Source organism: Nonomuraea sp. NPDC049504, assembly GCF_040676845.1.
GTDB classification, from domain to species: Bacteria; Actinomycetota; Actinomycetes; order Streptosporangiales; family Streptosporangiaceae; genus Nonomuraea; species Nonomuraea salmonea.
Genome location: NZ_JBFAPT010000019.1, coordinates 141481 through 159912 on the forward strand (window position 1 = coordinate 141481; position 18432 = coordinate 159912).

An 18432-nucleotide genomic window follows, 5' to 3' on the forward strand; every position below is an offset into this window, starting at 1 on the left:
ACTCACCGCTACCCTGGGAGCTCCCTCTCCCTCGGAAAGCAGGAGTCACATGCGTCGTGCCGCGATGTTCTGTGTCGCCTTCCTCCTGGTCTGCGGCTGCACGTCCGTCACCGCGGCCACGCCTTCCGCGCCACCCGTCGTGCGGGTCTGGCCGCCGTTCGACACCAAGCGGGCGCGGCCCGACCGCGGCCTGGTCGTCAGGGCCCAGGGCGGCACGCTCAGCCAGGTGCTCGTCTACCAGGCCGGCGAGCCGGTGCCGGGGCGGCTCGACGGGTCGCGTACGACGTGGCGCACCGACTGGACGCTCAAGCCCGCCACCGAATACACGGTCACCGCCACCGCCACCCGTGAGGGCGCGCCCGCCACCGTCGCCATGGGCCGCGTCCGCACCCGCGCCGTCGACACGACGTTCCAGGTGGCCCGCATCACGCCGCTGCCCGGCGAGACCGTCGGCGTCGGCATGCCGATCATCATCGACTTCGACACCCCGGTCAGCGACCGCGCCGCCGTCGAAGAAGCGCTCGAAGTGCGCGCCTCCACGCCCGTCGAGGGTGCGTGGCGCTGGCTCGGCGACACTCGGGTGGCCTACCGTCCCCGCCGCTTCTGGACGCCCAGGCAGCAGGTCACGGTCACCGCCCACCTGGCCGGCGTACGCGCGGGCGACGGCCTCTACGGCGCCACCGACACCACCTTCGCCTTCACCGTCGGCCGCAGGCAGACCAGCACCATCGACACCAGGACCCACCAGATGGTCGTCACCCGCGACGGGCGGGTGGCCCAGCGCATGGCCATCAGCGCCGGCATGGCCACCACCGTCGAATACACCACGACCAGCGGCTGGCACCTGACCATGGACAAGGGCAACCCGGTCCGCATGATCTCCCCCGGCCGTGAGGAGGGCGACCCCGGCTACTACGACCTGATGATCGACCACGCCGTCCGCATCTCCGACAGCGGCGAATACGTCCACGCCAAGGACAACGTGTGGGCCCAGGGCCGGGTCAACGTCAGCCACGGCTGCGTCAACGCCCGCCCCGACCAGGCGGCCTGGTTCTACGCCACCTCACTGCGCGGCGACCCGGTGCTCATCACCGGCACCGACCGGCCGCTCGAATGGCACAACGGATGGGGTTTCTGGCAACTCCCGTGGGAGAAATGGCGCCAGGGCAGCGCACTACCGAGGAAGGACACCACGGCCGCCATGGTGCCGAGTGGTTGATATCAGGATTACCGTAGACAGTGGGGGAACCAGATAAGAGTGCAGGCCCGTTATACCTTGAGGAGGGCCGGACATGGACGAATGGATCATCTGGGTAATCCTGGCGATCGTCCTCGGTGTTGCCGAAATCTTCACTTTGACGGCGTCCCTCGGTCTGCTCGGCGTCGCCGCGCTGCTCACCGCTGCCGGCGCGGCCGTCGGATTGCCCGTTCCCCTGCAGTTACTCCTCTTCGCCGTGACGTCCACCGCCGGCTTGCTGGTGCTCAAGCCGATCGCGATGCGCTATATCAAACATCCGCCGTTGCAGCGTTTCGGCGTGGAAGCACTCGTCGGAAAGCCCGCCTACGTCGTCGCCGAGGTGACGGGCAGAGACGGTCGCGTGCGCATCGGGGGCGAGGAATGGTCGGCGCGCGCCTACGACGAGACCCTGGTGATTCCCGCAGGGGCGACCGTCGACGTCATCGAGATCGAGGGGGCCACCGCCCTCGTATATCCCCGGGAGTGATCCATGGACCCGCTGTTGCTGGTCGGAATCTTCATCATCCTGTTCGCGGTGATCACGATGCTCAAGGCCGTGCGCATCATCCCGCAGGCCAGGGCGCGCAACGTCGAGCGGCTCGGCCGCTATCACCGCACGCTCAAGCCAGGTCTCAACTTCGTCATCCCGTACATCGACCGCGTCTACCCCATGATCGACCTGCGTGAGCAGGTCGTCTCCTTCCGCCCCCAGCCGGTCATCACCGAGGACAACCTGGTCGTCGAGATCGACACCGTGCTGTACTTCCAGGTCACCGACCCGCGGGCGGCGGCGTACGAGATCGCCAACTACATCCAGGCGGTCGAGCAGCTCACGGTCACCACGCTGCGCAACGTCGTCGGCTCGATGGACCTGGAGAAGACGCTCACCTCCCGCGACACCATCAACAGCCAGCTGCGCGGCGTGCTCGACGAGGCCACCGGCAAGTGGGGCATCCGCGTCAACCGCGTCGAGATCAAGGCCATCGACCCGCCGAAGACCATCAAGGACGCGATGGAGAAGCAGATGCGGGCCGAGCGCGACAAGCGGGCCGCGATCCTCAACGCCGAGGGCCAGCGGCAGTCGCAGATCCTCACCGCCGAAGGTGACAAGCAGAGCCGCATCCTGCGCGCCGAAGGCCAGCGCACCGCCGCGATCCTGGAGGCCGAGGGTCAGTCGCGGGCCATCGACCAGGTCTTCCAGGCCGTCCACCGCAACGACCCCGACCCCAAGCTGCTCGCGTACCAGTATCTCCAGGTGCTGCCGCAGCTCGCGCAGGGCGACGGCAACACGTTCTGGGTGATCCCCAGCGAGGTCACCTCGGCGCTGCAGGGCGTCTCCAAGGCGTTCACCGAGGCGCTGCCCCGCACCGCGACCAGGGAGGACCTGCCCGAGTCCTCCGCCGCGGACGAGGAGGTCGCCAAGGCGGCGGAGGCGGCGGCCGAGGCGGTCGCCGACGCCCAGGAGGCCAACGGGCCGCGCCAGCTCACCCAGGCCGCCGATGAGCCGTCCCCGTTCCCCGGCCTCGACAAGAAGCCCACCGAGGCCGAGCACCGCTGACCGGCCACGACACACGCCGCCCGCCGCTGCGGCGGGCGGCGTTCTCATGCCTGCTGGCCGCCGTCGAAGTACGCCGCCAGGTCCGGGTCGAGCGGCGGCACGTCGTACGGCCGGCCGCCGTCGCGCAACGACATCGTGGCGAGGTAACCGGCCGCGACGCTCATCCTGGCCGCCACCGGCGAGGTGTCGGTCACCCCGCCCTCGCGCGCGAACCTGATGAACTCCGACATGATCTGCACGTCCGCGCCGCCGTGCGTGCCCTGCGCCTCCGGCACCTTGTACGCGATGTCGCAGTCGTCCCGGTACCCCGTCGGCCCGGTGTTCCAGACCTTGACCGTGGCGCCCGGCCCGTCGCCGAAGTTCTCCAGGCGGCCCTCGGTGCCGATGACCGTGTAGTTGCGCACGTAGTCGGGCGTGAAGTGGCACTGCTGGTAGGCGGCGATGACGCCGTTGTCGAGCCGCATGTTCATGACCGAGACGTCCTCGACGTCCACGACCGGGTTGAGGTCCTTGCGGGCGGTGGGCGGCCAGTCGTCGGCCAGCAGCCACTCGCCGTCCGGCCGGAGCGTGCCGGGGGCGCGGCGGGGCAGCTCGTCGTGGAGCAGCAGGTCGCCGAGCGCGTTGACGCGGGTGGTGTAGCCGCCGGCCAGCCAGTGGATGACGTCGAGGTCGTGGGTGGCCTTCTGCAGCAGCAGGCCCGTCGTACGGGTGCGGTCGGCGTGCCAGTCCTTGTAGTAGAACTCGGTGCCGTAGCCGACGAAGTGGCGCACCCAGACGGTCTTGGGCTCGCCGATGACGCCCTTGGCGATGATGTCGCGCATCAGCCGGACGACGCCCATGTGGCGCATGTTGTGGCCGACGTACAGCTTGGTGCCGGTCTCGCGGGCGGTGCGCAGGATGGCGTCGCAGCCCTCGACCGTGATGGCCATGGGCTTTTCCAGGTAGAGGGCCTTGCCGGCGCGCAGGACGTCGACGGCGAGCCGCTCGTGCGTGTCGTCGGGGGTGTTGACCACGATCGCGTCGAGGTCGGGGCGGTCGAGCAGCTCGCGGTGGTCCTGGGTGCGGAAGGCGGCCGCGGGGAACTTCGCGGACTGCCGCTTGAGCACGGCGGGGTCGGCGTCGCACAGGGCGGTCACCACGGCTCCCTCGCCCGTCCCCTCGCTGGGCCGGTCGGCGGCGAGGGCGATGCTGGTCCGCAGGCCGAGCCCGATGACTCCGATGCGCAGGTCTTCCACTGACGTCCTCCCCGCATTAAGCAAGTTGCTTGCTTTAATCTGGCATGATCTCCCGAAAAAGGTCAATACATGGCTCGAACGCGCGACATCACGCAATCGATAGTCAAGCGGGCAGCGTAAACAGGCGCCGCTCGGCGTGATCGAGTGCCCACCTGACCGCGCCCAGCACCACGCACTCGTTGCCCAGCGTCGAGGCCACCACCGGCGGCGGGCAGAGGCAGACGTCCGCGAACCGCTCCGCGATCGGCTCGAGCAGCAGGTCAGCGGCCTTCGACAGGCTGCCGCCGATCACCACCAGCTCGGGGTCGAGCGGGTTGACCACGGTGAGCAGGCCGTCGCCGAGGTGACGGGCGAACGCGCGGACGGCCGCCAGCGCCCGCTCGTCACCGGCCCGCGCCCGCTCGACGGCGAACTCGGCGGCCTCGCGCTGCGAGCGCATCTCCCCCGGCTCGGCGGCCAGCGCGTAGTCGATGACGTGCCGGTGGGCCAGCCAGTGGTCGCCCGACTGGCGGCCGATCTCGCCCGAGGCCGTGTGGGCGCCCCGGTGCGGCCGGCCGCCGATGAGCAGGCCGAGGCCGAGCCTGCTGCCGGTGAACAGGTAGACCACGTCGTCGTGGCCGCGCGCCTGCCCGCGCCAGTGCTCGGCCAGCACCGCGAGCCGCATGTCGTTCTCGACCAGCACGGGGGCGGGCAGCCTGTGGGCCAGCTCGCCGCGCAGGTCGAGGCCCGTCCAGCCGGCCAGCGCGACGCTCTTGACGACCCGGCCGGCGCCGTCGACCGTGCCCGTGGTGCCGACGCCCACCGCCGCCAGGCCGGACACCGGCAGCCCCGCCTCGGCCGCCACCGCCTCGACCAGGCCCGCGACGGCGTCGAGCCGGTCGGCGGCGGGCATCGAGGCGTGGTGGCGCAGGCGCCGGGCGGCCACCACCGTGCCGTCGAGGTCGCTCACCATCGCGCGCAGCCAGGACGACCCGATGCCCACCCCCACCACGTGACCTGCCGCGGCCCTGAACCTGAAGCGCCGCGCGGGCCGCCCCCGCCTGCGGTCGCCGGGCTCCTCGCCGCACTCCTCCGCCCAGCCGCCGGCCACCAGGTCGTCGACGATGACCTCGGCCGTGGGCCTGGACACCCGGGCCGCACCCGCCAGCTCGGACACCGTGGCCGCGCCGCTCTCGCGCAGGACGCGCAGGATCGCCGCCGAGTTGAGCCTGCGCAGGAGGGAGGCGTCGCCGCTCTGCTGCCGCATCCGTCCTCCGGTTATCTCAAGTCGGTTGGCTAATTCTGCCAGGTGCTGAGGTCGCGTGAAGCGGAGCTGTGGGGGCACTTAAGAACTCCTCGATGGACACGTCCCGAGCCGAAGCGGCACAGTGCGTTGCGACGCGTCATGTCCGGCCCGCTCGCCGGCCCCGCCCGGGGCGGTGGGGTGACGGGGCCGGGGCTCGTCAGTAGGTTGTGACAGGGGGAGCGACGTCATGAAAGCGCTGGTCAAGAACCAGGCCGAGCCTGGCCTGTGGCTGGTGGACGTGCCGGAGCCGGAGCTGGGGCCCGGTGAGGTGAAGATCCGGGTCCTGCGTACCGGGATCTGCGGCACGGACCTGCATATCCGGAAATTTGATGATTGGGCGCGGCACACGCTGGAGCTGCCGCTCATCGTGGGCCACGAGTTCAGCGGCCACGTCGTCGAGGTCGCGCCCGGCGTCGAGGACATCGCCGTCGGCGACCTCGTCAGCGGTGAGGGCCACCTCGTCTGCGGCAAGTGCCGCAACTGCATGGCGGGGCGCCGGCACCTGTGCCGCAACACCGTCGGGCTCGGCGTCAACAGGGACGGCGCCTTCGCCGAGTACGTCACCCTGCCCGCCACCAACGTCTGGGTCCACCGCAACCCCGTCCACCCGGACATCGCCGCCATCTTCGACCCCTTCGGCAACGCCGTGCACACCGCCCTCTCCTTCCCCCTCGTCGGCGAGGACGTGCTGATCACCGGCGCCGGCCCGATCGGCCTCATGGCGGCGGCCGTGGCCACCCACGTCGGCGCGCGCAACGTGATGATCACCGATGTCAGCGACGAGCGGCTCGACCTGGCCGGCAAGCTCGGCGTCTCCCTCGCCGTGAACGTCGCCCGCTCCTCCATCGCCGAGGGCATGCGCCAGCTCCACCTGCGCGAGGGCTTCGACGTGGGCCTGGAGATGTCCGGCAACCCCGTGGCCGTGCGCGACATGATCGCGAGCATGACCCACGGCGGCCGGATCGCCATGCTGGGGCTGCCCGCCGAGGAGTTCGCCGTGGACTGGTCGACGGTGGTGACCTCCATGCTCACCATCAAGGGGGTCTACGGCCGGGAGATGTACGAGACCTGGTACAACATGTCCGTCCTGCTGGAGAAGGGGCTCGACCTCAGCCCGGTGATCACCGACCGGTTCCCGTACCAGGACTTCGACGCCGCCTTCGAGACGGCGGCGAGCGGCCGTACCGGGAAGGTGATCCTCGACTGGAGCGAGGACGCCGGCGGCACCGCCCCGACCACGAACAGGAGCGCCTGAATGTTCACCAACGTGCGCGAGCAGCTGCGTGCGACGCTCGACGAGATCACCGAGGCCGGGCTGCTCAAGCCCGAGCGCGTCATCTCCACCCCGCAGAGCTCCCAGGTCGGCGTGGCCGGGCGCGAGGTGCTCAACTTCTGCGCCAACAACTACCTGGGCCTCGCCGACGACCCGGTGGTGGTCGATGCGGCCAAGGAGGCGCTCGACCGCTGGGGCTTCGGCATGGCCTCCGTACGGTTCATCTGCGGCACCCAGGAGGTGCACAAGGAGCTGGAGTCGCGCCTGTCGGACTTCCTCGGCATGGAGGACACCGTCCTCTACAGCTCCTGCTTCGACGCCAACGGCGGCGTGTTCGAGACCCTGCTCGACGCCCAGGACGCGGTGATCTCCGACGCGCTCAACCACGCCAGCATCATCGACGGCATCCGCCTGTCCAAGGCCCAGCGCTTCCGCTACGCCAACCGCGACATGGCCGAGCTGGAGTCCCGGCTCAAGGAGGCGTCGGAGGCGCGGCGGCGGCTCATCGTGACCGACGGCGTGTTCTCCATGGACGGCTACGTCGCGCCGCTGCGCGAGATCTGCGACCTGGCCGACCGCTACGACGCCATGGTCATGGTCGACGACTCCCACGCCGTCGGCTTCGTCGGCCCCACCGGGCGCGGCACTCCCGAGCTGCACGGCGTGACCGACCGCATCGACATCATCACCGGCACCCTGGGCAAGGCGCTCGGCGGGGCCAGCGGCGGTTACGTCGCGGCCCGCAAGGAGATCTGCGACCTGCTGCGGCAGCGGTCCAGGCCGTACCTGTTCTCCAACTCGCTGGCGCCCGTCATCGCCTCGGCCTCGCTGCGCATCCTCGACCTGCTGGAGACCTCCAGCGACGCCCGCGAGCGGCTGCGCGCCAACACCGCGCGCTTCCGCGAGGGGATGACGAAGGCCGGGTTCGACATCCTGCCGGGCGACCACCCGATCGTGCCCGTCATGATCGGTGACGCCGCCGAGGCCGCCGCCATGGCCGAGCGCCTGCTCGACCTGGGCATCTACGTGATCGGCTTCTCCTACCCGGTCGTGCCGCACGGCAAGGCGCGGATCCGCGTCCAGCTGTCCGCCGCGCACTCCACGGAGGACGTGGAGCGCGCGATCGAGGCGTTCACCCAGGCCCGCACAGCCGCCTGACCCGGGCCCCGAGGGGCCGCCCGGGGCTCGTGAGGGCCGTCGATGCGCGTATTCTCGCTGCGTGATTGACACGCGGCGACTGCGTACGCTGCGGGCGGTGGCCGACCACGGCACGGTCACCGCCGCCGCGGCCGCGCTGCACCTGACGCCCTCCGCCGTGTCCCAGCAGCTCGCCGCGCTGGAGCACGAAGTGGGCCACCGCCTGCTCAACCGCGACGGGCGCGGCGTGCACCTCACCGCCGTCGGCAAGATCATGCTGTCGCACGCCAACGAGGTGCTGGCCCAGCTCGAACGGGCCGAGGCGGAGGTGGCGGCGTACACGACGGGCGAGGCCGGCGAGGTCACCGTGGCCTGCTTCGCCACCGCCATCAGCGCCGTGCTCTCCCCCGCGCTCGCCGTGCTGCGCGCCACCGCGCCCGGTGTGCGGGTCCGCGTCCACGACGCCGAGGGCGACCAGGGCCTGGCGATCCTGCTCGACGAGCGGGTTGACCTGACCATCGCGGTGGAATATCGGGGCGGCCCCGACGCCACCGACCGCCGCCTGTCCCGCCACCCCCTGTACGCCGAGCCGTTCGACCTGGTGCTCCCCGACGACCACCCGCTGGCCGGCTCGGCGGCCCTCGTCTCGCTGGCCTCCGAGACCTGGATCGGCCCCTACCCGGGCAACCCGGTGCACGACGTGATCACGTTCGCCTGCCAGCAGGCCGGCTTCACGCCCGACTTCGTCCACTGCTCCGACGACTTCCGCGCCGTGGTCGCCCTGGTCGGGGCCGGTGCCGGGGTGGCGCTGGTGCCCCGGCTGGCGCTGCGCGACATGGCGCTGCGGGGGGTCGTCGTGCGCCACACGCCGGGGCCGGAGCGCCGGGTTTTCGCCGCCGTACGCCGGGGCTCCGACGCCCATCCCCTCCTGCGTCCGCTCCTCGCCGCGCTCCGCGAGGTGGCCGAATCTCTCGGAACGGGCTGAAACACTCCGCCCATATCCGACGACGGCGGCGCCGAGCGTCCGTCCGTACCCGGCGACTGGCACGTGACGGCGGCTATCTCACCGAGACCGGTGTGGCCACCCTCTCGGTCTCCGAGGAGCCCATGGCGAAGGAGGACATCACCCGCCAGAACGACAAGTCGCTGCGCGCGTACGGCTGCCCGATCGCGTGATCTTCGAGAGGTAGCCTGCGCCCATGACGGGCGACCTTTCCTACCGGAAACTGCTCGGCCTGCCCGGAGTCGCGGCGCAGGCCGTGCTCGGGTTCCTGGCGCAGCTCACCCAGCAGGTCGCGCCGGTCGGCATCGTGCTGGTGACGCAGCAGGCCACCGGCTCGCTGGCCTTCGCGGGAGCGACGGCGGCGGCGTTCGGGGTGGGAGCGGGCATGGGACGTCCGGTGCAGGGGCGGCTGATGGACCGGCGCGGCGCCGGCCCGGTGCTGGCCGGCACGGCGGTCCTGCACGTGGCGGCGCTGCTGGCGCTGCTCGCCTGCGCCCGCGCCGGCCGGCCGTGGTGGCCGCTGCCCCTGCTCGCCTGGACGGCGGGCATCGGCCTGCCGCCGATCTCGGTCAGCATGCGCATAGCCTGGGGCGCCAGGATGGCCGCCGAGGGGCGGACGGCCGCCTACAGCCTCGTCTACCTCGTCCAGGAGACGGCCATGATGGTCGGGCCGCTGGTGTTCGGGCTGCTGATCGCGGTGGCGTCGTCGTCGCTGGCGCTGGGCGTGGTCGCGGGGGCGGCCGGGGCGGGGACGCTGGCCTTCGCCCGCGCGCTGCGTACCGGGCATGTCGCAGCCGTCCGGCAGCGGGGGCGGGTGTTCACCGACCGGCGGATGCTCATGCTGCTGGCCGTGACCACGCTGCTCGGGGCCGTCGTGGGGGCGCTGCAGGTGGGCGTGCCCGCGCTGGCCGCCGCCCGCGACGTACCGGCCGCGACCGGGCTGCTCGTGGCCGCCCTGTCGCTGGGCGGCATCGCGGGCGCCGCCGCGTACGGGGCCCGCGTCTGGCGCTCGCGCGTCCCGGTGCGGCTCGCCTCGCTGCTGCTCGTGCTCGGGCTCGTTCTCGCGCCGCTGGCGCTGGCGGGGCCGCTGGCGGTGTTCTGGGCGGCGCTGTTCGCGGGCGGGCTGGCGCTGAATCCGTCCCTCACGACGTCGTCCCTCCTGGTGGACGAGTACGCGCCGGCCGCCCAGGGCGAGGCGTTCGGCTGGGTGTCCACAGCGATCGGCATCGGCGGCGCGCTGGGTTCGGCGGCGGCCGGCGTGGCGGGCGAACGGTTAGGCCCCTCGGCCCCCTTCCCCGCCGCCGCCGTCTTCGCCCTGCTGGCCGCCGCCCTCGCCGCGACCCTGATCAACCGCGGGCCACGGTGACGGCTTCGGTGAAGCGGGCGTAGGTGGCCAGTTCCGCTTCCGCGGGCTCCAGCACCATCTCGCGGCCGACCTGCGCGATGGCCGTACGCAGTGCCCTCGCCGTACGCCTGGCCCTGCGCCGGCCGCCCAGCCAGGCCGCCAGCCGCGACGCCAGCGCGATGAGCACGCCCGTCACCGCCCCGCCCAGCAGCAGCACCGTCGGCCACGGCACCTCGCCGGCGGTCGGGAGCGGCGGCTGCGGCAGCCGCAGGTAGTCCATCGCGAACAGCACGCCCAGCCACAGCGCCCCCGCCAGCAGGGCCCCGAAGACCAGCCACTGCAGGACGTTCACCGCCCGCCACCACCGTGGCCGCCTGGTCGCGCCCGCCGAGGTCGTGGCCACCACCCGGTCCACGGCGTCCGTCAGCTCGCCGGCCCGCGACCGCGCCGCCTGCCGCACGGCCGCCGCCCAAGGGCCGGGCAGGCCGTTGGCCGCCGCCTCGCCGACGTCCCTGATCGCGGTCTCGACCCGGGCCCGCTGCGCCCCGGACGCGGCCGGCACCGACGTCCGCCCGACGACGTCCTTCCCCCTGCCCGCCTCGATGCGCAACCTGCGCAGCGGATCGGGCCTGAACCTCCTCAGCCACCGCGTCACCGGCCACCCGGTCGCCACCACGGCCCGATGCCGATGCCCCCTGGCCACCGCCTCCACGATCACCGGCACCCCGGCCGCCACGCACAACGCCTCGGTCAGCCCTCGCTCCGCCCCACCTGGCCGCTTGCCCATCCCCTTCCGCTCGGTCGCGGACGGCTCACCGGTGGCTTGCGGATCGGTGGCTTGCGGATCGGTGGCGAGGTGGCCGGCGGCGGTCGTCACGTCGGCGGAGAGGCGGGCCGACCACGAGCGGCGGTCCGCGACGCGCTCGGCCAGCAGACCGCGCAGGCCGTCGAGGCCCTGGCCGGTCCTGGCCGAGACCGCGAGCACCGGGACGCCGGTGAGGCCGTCGCCGTCCAGGAGGCGGCGCAGGTCGTCGAGACAGCGGTCGACGGCGGCGGGCGGCAGCCGGTCCACCTGGTTGAGCACCACCACCGTCACGTCGCGGTGCCCGGCCAGCGGGCGCAGGTAGCGCTCGTGCAGTGCGGCGTCGGCGTACTTCTGCGGGTCCACCACCCACACCAGCACGTCCACCTGGCGTACCAGCCGGTCCACCTCCAGGCGGTGGGACAGGCGGATGGAGTCGTGGTCGGGCAGGTCGAGCAGGACGAGCCCGGCCAGGTCGCCGGTCTCGCCCGCCGGGTGGCGGTGCGGCACCTCCAGCCAGTCGAGGAGCGGGCCCGCGCCGTCGCCGTCCCACAGGGCGGCCTGGGCGGTCGAGGTCGTGGGCCTGGTGACGCCGACGTCCGCGAGCTGCCGTCCTGCGAGGGCGTTGTAGAGCGAGGACTTGCCGCTGCCGGTGGCGCCGGCCAGGGCGACCACGGTGTGCTCAAGCGACAGCTCCCGCCGCGCCCCGGCCCGCCCGGCCACCTCCCGAGCCGCCGCCACGACCTCATCAGGCAGCCGCCCCGCCCCCAGCTCGGTGGCTTCGACGAGAGCGGCCAGCCGGACGTCCAGCGACGGCCCCTCCTTACGCCGCAACACCTTCACGCCCCCTCCTCCCGTCCAGAGCCGGGCCGCCCACGCCCCTCCTCGTCAGCGGACGACCCACCTCCAGGCGGGCCCTCTCCCAGCGTGGGGAGTTCGGCGGTCGGAAGCTCCCTGCGGTGCTCGTGGATGCGGCGGGCGGCGGCGCGCAGCTCGTCGGCGGTGTCACGGGGCGGCTCGACCGCGTTCAGCAGGTTGAGGAAGCGGTCGGCCTCGTCGGCCAGCAGCTCGCGTACGCGGTCACGGAGGTCCTCGCGGGCACGGGCGGTGAGCGTGCGTACGGCCTGGTCGCCGAAGACGGCCTCCAGGATCTTCTGGGACAGCACGCTCGTGCCGCCCGCGATCCCCACCTCGATCCCGGTGAGCCCGCCGGTGGAGGCGAAGACGGCCAGCATGAGCAGGAGCCCGGCCCCGTTCACGCTGAAGGACGCCACGCGAGCGGCGGTCCGCCGTTCGGCGCCCTCCTCGCGGACGAGGTCCAGCACGTACGCCTGCCACCCCCGCACCGCCGCCTCGGCCCGCTGCGCGAGGTCGGCGGAGGCCCGGCCGAGGCGCGCGGACTCGACGGCGCCGAGCCGTTCGAGCAGCCCTGGACCGCCGGGCGCGGCCGACCAGCCCTCAAGGGCGCGTTCGGCGGCGCCGTCGGCAGAGCCCCTGATGAGCGCCTCGACCCCGCTCTCCAGCGCGTCGCGAAGCTGCACCTCGGGCGCCCGCCCGGTGAAGAACCCGACGACCCGGTCACGCAGCCACCCGACGCGGCTCTCCAGGGAGCGCATGAGGTCGCCGGTGCCGATGAAGTCCTGCCACCGGGCCAGCACCTCGCCCCGCAGCAGGGACCCGTCGCGCATGCCGGCGTCGAAGTCGGCCATGCCGCCCGCGTACGCCGCCTCGACGATGTCGCGCAGCGACTCGAAGGCGCCCTGCTGGCGTTCGACGGCGGCGGCCAGCGCCGGCACCCGGGTGGCCAGGCTGTCGAGCGCCCCGGTGAGCGTCTGCCGCACGACGAGGGACCGCTGGGCGGCGTCGGCGGCCAGCTCGGTGAGCCAGTCGGCGATGGGCCGGACGGAGGCGGCGGGCAGCCGGGCCTTCTCGTCGGGCAGCGCCGCCTCGGGCACGGTGAACAGCCGGGTGCCTTGAAGACCGTTCTCGCGCAGCAGCCGTTCGAGGTCGCGGGAGACGGGCTCGACCGCCTCTGGCGGCACCCGGTCGAGGACGACGGCGAGCGCGGTGCTGCGTTCGCGGGCCGAGCGCAGGAAGCTCCACGGCACCTCGTCGGCGTACCGGGCGGCGGTGGTGACGAACAACCACAGGTCGGCGGCGGCGAGCAGCTGGGCGGCCAGCTCCCGGTTGGCGGTCACCACGGAGTCGATGTCGGGCGCGTCGAGCAGCGCCAGCCCGGCCCCGAGCGCGGGCGAGGTGACGACGCGCAGCGCGCCCGGCCCGTCGCCGGTGACGCGGGACAGCCCGGGCAGCACGTTCTGGCCCATGAACCAGGAGCGGTCGGCCGGACTGACGACGAGGGTCGGCACCAGCGTGGTCGGCCGCAGCACGCCAGGCTCGGCGACGTCGGCCCCGACCAGCGAGTTGACCAGCGTGGACTTGCCGGCCCCCGTGGAGCCGCCGACGACGGCGAGCAGCGGCGCGTCGATCGAGCGCAGCCGCGGCAGCAGATAGTCGTCGAGCTGCCCGGTCAGGTCGCGCAGCGCGCGCCGCTCGGCCACGACATCGCCGACGGCCAGCGGGAACAGCTCCCGGTCCAGCGGCCGCCGCAGCGACTCGAGCGCGCCGAGCAGGTCCATGCCTGCACGCTAACCCGCAGGCGGCTCCCTAAGCACGTACCCGACGCTGCGCAGTGTGTGGATGAGCCGCGGCTCGACGTCGTCGACCTTGCGCCGCAGATACGACACGTACGACTCGACCACCCCGGCGTCGCCGCCGAAGTCGTAGTTCCAGACGTGGTCGAGGATCTGCGCCTTCGACACCACCCGCCCGGCGTTGACCATGAAGTAGTGCAGCAGCTTGAACTCGGTCGGCGACAGGCGTACCTGCCGGCCGGCCCGCCACACCTCGCGCGAGTCCTCGTCCAGCTCCAGGTCGGCGACCTTGAGCTTGCTGACCGGCGCGGCGTCGCCGCGCGTGCGGCGCAGCACGGCGCGGATGCGCGCCTGCACCTCTTCCAGGCTGAACGGCTTGGTCACGTAGTCGTCGCCCACCCGCAGCCCGGCGATCTTGTCCTCGGTGGCGTCGCGGGCGGTGAGGAACAGCACGGGCGCGTCGATGCGCTTGGCCACCTCGAACCCGTCGAGGTCGGGCAGCATGACGTCGAGCACCACCAGGTCGGGTGAGGCGCGTACGGCGACCTCGACGGCCTCCTCGCCGTCGCTGGCGGTCAGCACCTCGAACCCGGAGAAGCGCAGGCTGGCGGCGAGCAGGTCCCTGATGCTGGGCTCGTCGTCCACGACCATGATCAACGCCTCGGCATTCGTCACCTACTTAGAGTGACGCAGCATGCTGAGGGTTTGCTGAACGCTCACTCCAAGGCGAGTGGGAGTTCGACGCGGAAGGTCGAGCCCGACTCGGGCGAGCTGATCACGGTGACCGTGCCGTCGTGCGCCTCGACGAGGGCCTGCACGATGGCGAGGCCGAGCCCGCTGCCGCGGTCCTCGGCGGAGCGGCGGCGCGAGCGGGCGGAGTCGGCCCGGTAGAAGCGCTCGAAGACGTGCTCGAGCTGCTCGGGGGTCAGACCTGGGCCGCTGTCCACGACCTCGACGAACACCTTGTCCTTGGTGCCGCCGGCCCGCACGATGACCGGCGAGCCCGGCTCGGTGTGCACGATGGCGTTGGTGACGAGGTTGCTGATGACCTGGCGCAGCCGCACCTCGTCGCCGGAGACGATCAGCGCCGCGCCGCCGACCACGTCGAGCTTGATCTCCCGGTCGGGCGCGATGATCCTGGCATCCTGTACGGCGTCCGCGGCCAGCGCCAGCATGTCCACCGGCTGCATCCGCAGCGGCCGCTGCTGGTCCACCCTGGCGAGCAGCAGCAGGTCGTCCACCAGCAGGCTCATCCGCCCCGCGGCCTTCTCCACACGCTGCATCAGCTCGGTGGTGTCGGCCTGGGGGTTCTGCCTGGCGTACTCGGCGAAGCCGCGGATCGAGGTCAGCGGGGTGCGCAGCTCGTGGGAGGCGTCGCCGACGAACTGCCGCATGCGGTCCTCGGAGCGGCGGGCCGCCTCCTCCGACGCCGACCTGGCGGCGAACGCCGCCTCGATCTGGGCCAGCATGCCGTTGAGCGACCTGGCCAGGCCGCCGACCTCCGTACGCGGGTCGAGGTCGGGCACCCTGCGGCCCAGCTCGCCGCCCGCGATGGCCTCGGCCGTACGCTCGATCTGGCCCAGCGGCCGCATGCTGTGCCGCACGGTCGTGACGCCGGCCACGGCCAGGATGAGCAGGATCCCGCCGCCGCCCAGCAGCTCGATCAAGGCGAGCCGCCGGGTGATGGCGTCCACCTCCTCGAGGTCGACCGCGACGACGAGCGTGCGCCACTGCCCCACGGTCTCCAGCACCCGCCACTCGCCGTCACCGCTCGCGGCGGGCGCGGTGTAGGGGTCGCTGCCCGGCGTGGCCGACAGCACGGGCTTCGGCTTGGCGTCCACGTCGCGGTCGGTCAGCATCGGGACGAACGCGCCGCCGCGCTCCTTGACCAGCGCGATCGCGTCCGACTCGATGAGGATCGGCCGCTCGTCGGTCTCCCTGTCCTTGCGCCAGTCGCTCCTGATCTTCTTCTCCATGCGCGCGCTGAGCAGGTGGAGCTGGCTGTCCACCCGGTCGAGCAGGTAGCCGTGCAGGACGGAGACGCTCACCAGGCCGATGAAGAACATGCCCATGCCGAGCAGTGCCAGCATCGACGCGATGAGCTTGATCCGCAGCGGCAGCCCGCGCATCAGCAGCTCGGTGGCAGGCGCATGACGTATCCGACGCCACGCAGGGTGTGGATGAGCCGGGGGCTGCGGTTGTCGATCTTGCGGCGCAGCACGGACACGTACGACTCGACGATGCCCACCTCGCCGCGGAAGTCGTAGTCCCACACGTGGTCGAGGATCTGCGGCTTGGACAGGACGCGGCCGGCGTTCGTCATGAAGTAGCGCAGCAGCTTGAACTCGGTGGGCGACAGCGCGACGGCGGTGCCGCCGCGCCACACCTCGTGGCTCTCCTCGTCCAGCTCGATGTCGGCGAACGTCAGCCGGGGCGGCGCGGCCTGGGCGTCCCCGCTCGTCCGGCGCAGCACGGCGTGGATCCTCGCGACCACTTCCTCCAGGCTGAACGGCTTGGTGACGTAGTCGTCGCCGCCGATCGTGAGCCCGCGGATCTTGTCCTCGGTCTCGTCACGCGCGGTCAGGAACACCACCGGCGTGTGCAGCCCGCCGCCGCGCATCCGCCTGACGATCTCGAAACCGTCCAGGTCGGGCAGCATGACGTCGAGCACGACGAGGTCAGGGCGGTGTCGTTGGACGGCGGCGACGGCGTCGTGGCCGCTCTTCGCCGTGGTCACGTCGAAACCCGCGAACCTCAGGCTCGCGGCGAGGAGCTCGAGGATGTTGGGGTCGTCCTCGACTATCAGCAGGCGTGATTCCATCAGTACCAAGGATGCACTCATCGGACGAGTGCTGGGACAATTCCGGCGATGTGCCGGGCGATCGCGAGGCTCGACGTGGCCGCGGGTGAGGGCGCGTTGCGGACCAGGACGACGCGGCCGTGCACGTCCACGATGAAGTCGTCCACGAGCCTGCCGTCCCGCGCGACGGCCTGGGCGCGGACGCCGCCCTGCGCTCTTTCCAGGTCGGCGGCGGTGAGCTCGGGGACGTAGCGGCGCGCGGCCTCCAGGAAGGCGCCCTTGGCGAGGGAGCCGTAGACCTCTTTGACGCCGGTACGCCAGTGGGTCCGTGCCATGCGGAGCGTGCCCGGCCAACCCAGAATTTGCCGAAAATTGCCGAGATTTCGCCACTTGTAGCCTTCGTACGCGAGCGCCAAGACCGCGTTCGGCCCCACCAGCACGCCCCCGCCGATCCGCCGCGTCAGATGCACGCCCAGGAACGGATAGCGCGGGTCGGGCACCGGATAGATGAGGCCGCGCACCAGGTCCTGCGCGGCGCCCTTGAGCGCGTAGTACTCGCCCCTGAACGGCACGATCCGCACCTCGCCCGGCGCGCCCGCCATCCGGGCCACCGCGTCGGTGCCCAGGCCGCCGCAGACCACCAGCCGGTCGAAGGCCAGCCGCTCCCGCCCGGCCATCACCTCGACCTTGCCGGCGCGTTCCCTGATGGCCCTGACCGGCGCCTCCAGGCGTACGGACCCGCCCAGCTCCTCGACGTCCCGCGCGAGCCGGCGGGCGACGGCGGGGAAGTCGCAGATCGCGGTGTGCGGCGAGTGGATCGCGCCGACGCCGACCGCGTGCGGCTCGATCTCGCGCAGCGCGAGACCGTCCAGCTCGGCGATGTCCGGCACGCCGTTCGCCCGTGCCCGCTCGGCCAGGGCCGCGAGCAGCGGCCGCTCGGCGCGCGTGCTCGCCACCACCAGCTTGCCGACCTCCTGGTACGGCAGGTCGTGCGCGGCGCAGTACTCCTTGAGCAGCGCCACGCCCTCCCGGCAGAGCCGCGCCTTGAGCGAGCCGGGCGGGTAGTAGATGCCCGCGTGCACGACGCCGCTGTTGTGCCCGGTCTGGTGGGCGCCGACGTGGCCCTCCTTCTCCAGCACGGTCACCTCGGCGCCCCTGGCGCCGGCCAGCTCGCGCGCCACCGCCAGCCCGACGATGCCCGCTCCCACGACTCCGATCTTCTCCGTCACAAGCCGATTTTCCGACTTACCGCCCGTCCCCGCCATATCCGGCGCGGGGGATCACGTGGCAGCGGCCAGGAATCGCCTGACCGCATCCAGCCACGCCGCTGGCTGATCGATGTGCGCCATGTGCCCTGCCTCCTCCAGAACGACCGCATCCGTGCACGGCGTCAACGGCACCAACGAGGCCGGGAACGTCATGTCCTGGCGTCCGTGCAGCAGGAACAGCGGCACCCCCGACAACCGCTCGACGGCGTCGGGATGGCGGGCCGACGGAAACCGGCCCTCCCGCCAGGCCCGCAGATAATTACCGGTGAAGGTCACCTGCTCCAGTCGCTTGAGGTAATCGGGGAGCGACTCCTCCCGCCAGACATCCAGCGGAGCGGTCGCGAACGCCTCGGCCCGTGTCAGCTCTGCCCCTCGCAGCGGCGAGGTGTCCCAGATCGACGGGTGAGCGGCGCTGCGGCGCTCGTACTCCTCCCATCCCTCGAACGCGTCCGCCGGCACCGGCAGAACGCTGCTGGAGGCGACGATCAGGCGGCGGACCAGGCCAGGAGCCTGAATGGCCAGCCGCTGCGCGATGAGACCGCCATAGGAGAAGCCGAGCACGTCCACCTGTGACGCGCCGATGAGTTCGACGAGATCGGCCACCATCGCGTCGGGAGTGAGCGGCTCGGCGACCGAAGAACGGCCGCACCCGCGCAGGTCGGGGAAGAGCAGGCGATGCTCGCCGGCCAACCTGTTCAGCGGCTCCACCAGGTAACTGTGATCCCAGTCGGGGCCACCATGGATGACCAGCAAGGTACGATCCGCGGGGCCGTCGAACTCCCGTACATGAAGCCGCATACCGGGATGCTATCCACCGAAGTGGACCGAAATCGAA

At 72.2% G+C, this 18432-nt stretch carries 16 protein-coding genes; 7 read left to right on the forward strand and 9 right to left on the reverse strand.

Annotated features, from left to right (window positions below; translation table 11 throughout):
* The first annotated feature begins 49 nt into the window (after nucleotides 1-49).
* From AB0K28_RS32095 to AB0K28_RS32105, 3 genes are all read left to right on the forward strand, one after another.
* The gene (locus AB0K28_RS32095; RefSeq protein WP_364377409.1) at nucleotides 50-1219 is read left to right on the forward strand and encodes an Ig-like domain-containing protein; all 1170 of its coding nucleotides are present in this window, start codon (nucleotides 50-52) and stop codon (nucleotides 1217-1219) included.
* A 73-nt stretch (nucleotides 1220-1292) separates the two neighbouring features.
* Nucleotides 1293-1724, forward strand: coding sequence for an NfeD family protein (locus tag AB0K28_RS32100; protein WP_364377411.1), 432 nt, complete (start codon nucleotides 1293-1295; stop codon nucleotides 1722-1724).
* A 3-nt stretch (nucleotides 1725-1727) separates the two neighbouring features.
* Nucleotides 1728-2795, forward strand: a complete 1068-nt coding sequence (locus tag AB0K28_RS32105) for an SPFH domain-containing protein (protein ID WP_364377413.1) — start codon at nucleotides 1728-1730, stop codon at nucleotides 2793-2795.
* Nucleotides 2796-2839: 44 nt separating this feature from the next.
* Here the strand turns inward: AB0K28_RS32105 and AB0K28_RS32110 are convergent, their stop codons facing one another.
* Nucleotides 2840-4030 (reverse strand): Gfo/Idh/MocA family oxidoreductase, encoded by a 1191-nt coding sequence (locus tag AB0K28_RS32110; RefSeq protein ID WP_364377415.1) that lies wholly within the window; start codon nucleotides 4028-4030, stop codon nucleotides 2840-2842.
* 103 nt (nucleotides 4031-4133) lie between these two features.
* Nucleotides 4134-5276, reverse strand: coding sequence for an ROK family transcriptional regulator (locus tag AB0K28_RS32115; protein WP_364377417.1), 1143 nt, complete (start codon nucleotides 5274-5276; stop codon nucleotides 4134-4136).
* 226 nt (nucleotides 5277-5502) lie between these two features.
* On the opposite strand from AB0K28_RS32115, the gene tdh reads away from it, so the two are divergent.
* The 4 genes from tdh (at nucleotide 5503) to AB0K28_RS32135 (ending at nucleotide 10094) form a co-directional block, all read left to right on the forward strand.
* Nucleotides 5503-6570: an L-threonine 3-dehydrogenase gene (gene tdh, locus AB0K28_RS32120; protein ID WP_364377419.1), complete on the forward strand. Its 1068-nt coding sequence runs from the start codon at nucleotides 5503-5505 to the stop codon at nucleotides 6568-6570.
* Nucleotides 6571-7746, forward strand: a complete 1176-nt coding sequence (locus tag AB0K28_RS32125; RefSeq protein WP_364377421.1) for a glycine C-acetyltransferase — start codon at nucleotides 6571-6573, stop codon at nucleotides 7744-7746.
* A 61-nt stretch (nucleotides 7747-7807) separates the two neighbouring features.
* Nucleotides 7808-8710 carry a LysR family transcriptional regulator gene (locus AB0K28_RS32130; RefSeq protein ID WP_364377423.1) on the forward strand — a complete coding sequence of 301 codons (903 nt, stop codon included), beginning with the start codon at nucleotides 7808-7810 and terminating at the stop codon, nucleotides 8708-8710.
* A 214-nt stretch (nucleotides 8711-8924) separates the two neighbouring features.
* Nucleotides 8925-10094 carry an MFS transporter gene (locus AB0K28_RS32135; RefSeq protein WP_364377425.1) on the forward strand — a complete coding sequence of 390 codons (1170 nt, stop codon included), beginning with the start codon at nucleotides 8925-8927 and terminating at the stop codon, nucleotides 10092-10094.
* Here the strand turns inward: AB0K28_RS32135 and AB0K28_RS32140 are convergent.
* Genes AB0K28_RS32140 through AB0K28_RS32170 form a run of 7 tightly spaced genes read right to left on the reverse strand, consistent with a single transcriptional unit; the run spans nucleotide 10075 to nucleotide 18395 of the window.
* Entirely contained in the window at nucleotides 10075-11718 is a 1644-nt protein-coding gene (locus AB0K28_RS32140) for a GTPase (protein WP_364377427.1), read from the reverse strand. The two genes, AB0K28_RS32135 and AB0K28_RS32140, sit on opposite strands and share 20 nt — an antisense overlap.
* Nucleotides 11715-13514 carry an ABC transporter gene (locus AB0K28_RS32145; protein WP_364377429.1) on the reverse strand — a complete coding sequence of 600 codons (1800 nt, stop codon included), beginning with the start codon at nucleotides 13512-13514 and terminating at the stop codon, nucleotides 11715-11717. Before AB0K28_RS32145 ends, AB0K28_RS32140 begins: the two co-directional genes overlap by 4 nt.
* A 9-nt stretch (nucleotides 13515-13523) precedes the next feature.
* Complete coding sequence (locus AB0K28_RS32150) at nucleotides 13524-14204, reverse strand: response regulator transcription factor (RefSeq protein WP_345391119.1); 681 nt, start codon at nucleotides 14202-14204, stop codon at nucleotides 13524-13526.
* Nucleotides 14205-14245: 41 nt separating this feature from the next.
* On the reverse strand, nucleotides 14246-15658 hold the full coding sequence (locus AB0K28_RS32155; protein ID WP_364377431.1) for a HAMP domain-containing sensor histidine kinase: 1413 nt from the start codon (nucleotides 15656-15658) through the stop codon (nucleotides 14246-14248).
* Nucleotides 15658-16350 (reverse strand): response regulator transcription factor, encoded by a 693-nt coding sequence (locus tag AB0K28_RS32160; protein ID WP_364377433.1) that lies wholly within the window; start codon nucleotides 16348-16350, stop codon nucleotides 15658-15660. The genes AB0K28_RS32155 and AB0K28_RS32160 overlap by 1 nt, the downstream gene beginning before the upstream one ends.
* 17 nt (nucleotides 16351-16367) lie before the next feature.
* Nucleotides 16368-17594: an L-2-hydroxyglutarate oxidase gene (gene lhgO, locus AB0K28_RS32165; RefSeq protein WP_364377435.1), complete on the reverse strand. Its 1227-nt coding sequence runs from the start codon at nucleotides 17592-17594 to the stop codon at nucleotides 16368-16370.
* Between the two features lie 15 nt (nucleotides 17595-17609).
* Nucleotides 17610-18395, reverse strand: coding sequence for an alpha/beta hydrolase (locus tag AB0K28_RS32170; RefSeq protein ID WP_364377437.1), 786 nt, complete (start codon nucleotides 18393-18395; stop codon nucleotides 17610-17612).
* Between the last annotated feature and the right edge of the window lie 37 nt (nucleotides 18396-18432).

Coding starts and splice junctions, on each gene's coding strand:
- AB0K28_RS32115 (WP_364377417.1), bottom strand. CDS start 5,276: ATGCGGCAGCAGAGCGGCGACGCCTCCCTCCTGCGCAGGCTCAACTCG.
- AB0K28_RS32145 (WP_364377429.1), bottom strand. CDS start 13,514: ATGGACCTGCTCGGCGCGCTCGAGTCGCTGCGGCGGCCGCTGGACCGG.
- AB0K28_RS32100 (WP_364377411.1), top strand. CDS start 1,293: ATGGACGAATGGATCATCTGGGTAATCCTGGCGATCGTCCTCGGTGTT.
- AB0K28_RS32125 (WP_364377421.1), top strand. CDS start 6,571: ATGTTCACCAACGTGCGCGAGCAGCTGCGTGCGACGCTCGACGAGATC.
- AB0K28_RS32160 (WP_364377433.1), bottom strand. CDS start 16,350: ATGGAATCACGCCTGCTGATAGTCGAGGACGACCCCAACATCCTCGAG.
- AB0K28_RS32170 (WP_364377437.1), bottom strand. CDS start 18,395: ATGCGGCTTCATGTACGGGAGTTCGACGGCCCCGCGGATCGTACCTTG.
- AB0K28_RS32155 (WP_364377431.1), bottom strand. CDS start 15,658: ATGCGCGGGCTGCCGCTGCGGATCAAGCTCATCGCGTCGATGCTGGCA.
- tdh (WP_364377419.1), top strand. CDS start 5,503: ATGAAAGCGCTGGTCAAGAACCAGGCCGAGCCTGGCCTGTGGCTGGTG.
- AB0K28_RS32105 (WP_364377413.1), top strand. CDS start 1,728: ATGGACCCGCTGTTGCTGGTCGGAATCTTCATCATCCTGTTCGCGGTG.
- lhgO (WP_364377435.1), bottom strand. CDS start 17,594: ATGGCGGGGACGGGCGGTAAGTCGGAAAATCGGCTTGTGACGGAGAAG.
- AB0K28_RS32095 (WP_364377409.1), top strand. CDS start 50: ATGCGTCGTGCCGCGATGTTCTGTGTCGCCTTCCTCCTGGTCTGCGGC.
- AB0K28_RS32135 (WP_364377425.1), top strand. CDS start 8,925: ATGACGGGCGACCTTTCCTACCGGAAACTGCTCGGCCTGCCCGGAGTC.